The sequence below is a fragment of the Massilia norwichensis genome (genome assembly GCF_024753245.1).
Classification (GTDB): Bacteria; Pseudomonadota; Gammaproteobacteria; order Burkholderiales; family Burkholderiaceae_D; genus Telluria; species Telluria norwichensis.
Genome location: NZ_JANUGX010000063.1, coordinates 1 through 3,127 on the forward strand (window position 1 = coordinate 1; position 3,127 = coordinate 3,127).

The window sequence follows — 3,127 nt, forward strand, 5'->3', positions numbered from 1 at the left end:
GTGCTGCACATATACGGATCAGATTCAGGAGGCTCACATTTCGCTCGCCTCTTTCGATCTTGCCCATATGACTGCGATCAATCTCGGCCTTATAAGCAAGCTCTTCTTGTGAAATGCCTTGATCTCGGCGGCAAGCGCGAATCGCTGCGCCAATCGCTATAAGCTGCTGCGCATTGTCATCTTTACCACCGAGTCTCATGCCCAGATCATCGAAGAATCGGGCAAAATAGGCCACGGCATCTACGCCTCAAACCTTGTGTACAGGCTATCTCATGCGTTCAAGAAACGATGACTCAATTCAACTGAGGCGGGAGATCTTTGATCATCCGCCGTCGGCTGCCCTACCCTCGAACCTCTCTGACCACTGGCTGGACGCGGCACTCCGGGATGTCGAACGCGTTATAAACGCCGATGCGGAGACGGAGCCAGACTTTTTGCGCTTGCCGCTTGAGCTCGTCCTGCACCTTCTAAACCCACCGGACGCGCCGTTAGAGATTTCTGATGAAGAACTCTTTCGTTGCATTAGGCAATATCGCCTTGAATTGGCGATGGAAAAGCTTAGGCGGTGGGGCGTGCAGTTAGTACCGCCTGCGAGTGAAGCGACGATTTTCGCGCCTAAAAAGTTTCCTGCTCCGTAAGCGTGCTTATGCGTCAGGCCCAACCACGGTAAGGTTAGGCGTGGCTGCGACCACATGTCTCTAGGCTACGGCTCGTGAAAACGCTTGCTAATGGATCCTCTCAACAGCGCTACTGGACTTCCCCTAGTTCACTAGACAAATCTCGACCTCACGCTGAGGCGCGCTCGAAGGCCTCGGGGCTGACACCGCCCAGATGGCTGTGGCGCCTGGTTCGATTGTAAAAGACTTCGATGTAGTCGAAGATATCGGCCCGGGCCAAGTCCCGGGTTTTGTAGATGCGCTTGCGGATGCGCTCCTTTTTCAAGCTGCTGAAGAACGATTCCGCGACAGCATTATCCCAGCAGTTGCCGCGTCGGCTCATGCTCGGTTCGAGGTTATTGGCCTTGCAGAAGCGGCGCCAGTCGTCGCTTCCGTATTGGCTGCCTTGATCGGAATGTACCAGCACTGGCTTCTTTGGCTTGCGGCGCCAAACCGCCATTAGCAAAGCATCGATCGCCAGCTCGCGCGACAATGTCGGCTTCATCGACCAGCCAACGACTTTGCGCGCAAAAAGGTCGACCACGACGGCCAGATAAAGCCAGCCCTGCCAAGTTCTAATGTAGGTAATATCAGTGACCCAAGCCTGATCAGGCGCATCGACAGTAAATTCTCGATTCAGCCGATTCGGAGCAATGATCGAAGGCCGGCCAGCAATCCTTCTGGGCGCTTTATAGCCGCGTACAGCCTTGATCTTATTGACCTGCATGAGCCGCGCTACACGATTACGTCCGCAAGTCTCGCCGGCTTCTCGCAGATCGCCAAAGACGCGGTTGGCGCCGTAGACACCGCCGCTTGCCGAATACGAATGCCGGATTGCCTCGACCAGGCGAGCATCTTCCTTCGCTCGCTCCGATATCGGTTGATGCAGCCATTGATAAAACCCGGCTCTGGCCACTTTCAAAATGCGGCACATAAGCACAAGCGAAAACTCGTGCCGATGCTCGTTCATGAACCGGTACTTTACTCGGGCTCCCTGGCAAAGTACCGTGCGGCTTTTTTTAGCAGATCGCGCTCCTCTTCCAGGCGCCGCATGTGGGACCGCAGCCGCAGGATCTCGCTTTTTGCTTCGACTAACTCGGCACTTTGCTTCTCGTCCTTCGTCGGCATGACTGCCTTGACCCACTTGTACAAACTATGGGCTGACACCCCAAGCCGGGCTGCAACCTCGGGAACGGGGTAGCCCCGCTCCACGACCTGGCGAACTGCTTCTTCCTTGAATTCTGGCGTATAACGCTGTGTGCTCATTCATTTCTCCTATGCTCAAATCATAGGTCAGAAATGTCTACCGGAGTGGGGGAAGTCCATACACTTAGCGCAACTGTTCACCAAAGCGAGATTAGGCGTCTATGTGTAACTATACGAAGAGCTATAGAAAGCTGCTTTTTATATTATTTCGCGTTGTGCAGTCTAGTATAAATGATTTCTCGAGCCAAGAAGAATGGAAGTCTTTTGCTCACGCCTTATCGCTAAAAATCTATCGACACCTCGTTACAATAGAGAGACTATCATCGCCACAACTTGACCCGATTACCGGAGACCGGCATGTTGACTTTGCCTCCATAAACGTTCTATGCCGAGCAATGCTGGAGAATTTCCTGGTATTCTCTCATATATATGGCACGGAAGATCAGAGCTTAGGCGAGTTACGCTTTCGGTTATGGAAATGCTACGGCCTGATGAAGAGGCAAAAAATAAAAACTAGCACTACGACGTATGACTGCCAAATAGCGGCTGAGCGGCAAGAAATAGCTGACCTTTGGAATCAAATAAAGAAGTCGCCACTCTATGAACAAAAGTATTCCAAGGCTCAGCGAGGACAGCTTGAGGCCGAAAATTGGATGGGCGTCAACAAAGCACCAATATTAGCAAAAGAAGCTGGCCTACATCAGAACTACTTCGCTAACCTTTATAACAGCGGCTCAGGCTACGGTCACAGCGGTTATATCAGCGCAATCCAAGTTAGCCAAGCTCGAACGCTAGAGAAGCAACAAGAATTAGCTAATGTGAGTTTGGGCGTCGGCCTGTTTATTATGACTCACTTCTTATTGATGTTCGTAGAAATGTCAACTGACGCAAAAAATGTCTTGGAGGCGGATCCTGACTCGAATGCTCTATTTTCTCGTTGGCACATACAAGAACATGAATGGGAAAAGCTGTATTCCAAACAATACCGAAAATGACCAGCATCCCCCCTAGACGGCACTCGGCCGGGCGCAGGCTGAGCTGCGGTCGCGTGCGCCAGATTCGTTCTCATGCTTCATCAAGGATATTCAAGGATATCGTATAGGCATATTCAAATATCAGAGCGAAGCCGCTGCGGAGTTCCTTGTCTGACTTGCGACCAAGACGGAAAATTATCGCGTTCACAACAGCGCCCTTACGAATCAAGGACAAAATGAGCCGTTGTCAGGTCTGTCATCCATGTCGTTTTCGTTCGACCGCTGGCTAAC

3 protein-coding genes are annotated in these 3,127 nt (G+C 51.7%); 1 reads left to right on the top strand and 2 read right to left on the bottom strand.

Features of this window, described 5'->3' with window-relative positions; genetic code table 11:
* Together NX782_RS26070 and NX782_RS26075 are read right to left on the bottom strand one after the other, a co-directional pair.
* The coding region (locus NX782_RS26070; protein ID WP_258848422.1) for a helix-turn-helix domain-containing protein at positions 1 to 199 on the bottom strand (199 nt) is incomplete at its 3' end.
* A 587-nt stretch (positions 200 to 786) separates the two neighbouring features.
* Positions 787 to 1,922, bottom strand: a protein-coding gene (locus NX782_RS26075) for an IS3 family transposase (protein WP_258848420.1) whose coding sequence is annotated in 2 segments (ribosomal slippage) — positions 787 to 1,670 and positions 1,670 to 1,922 — 1,137 coding nt in all. Because the reading frame shifts where the segments join, the coding sequence is not laid out codon by codon here.
* Between the two features lie 101 nt (positions 1,923 to 2,023).
* Between NX782_RS26075 and NX782_RS26585 the strand changes: the two genes are divergently transcribed.
* On the top strand, positions 2,024 to 2,857 hold the full coding sequence (locus NX782_RS26585; protein ID WP_258848421.1) for a DUF5677 domain-containing protein: 834 nt from the start codon (positions 2,024 to 2,026) through the stop codon (positions 2,855 to 2,857).
* Positions 2,858 to 3,127 lie beyond the last annotated feature (270 nt).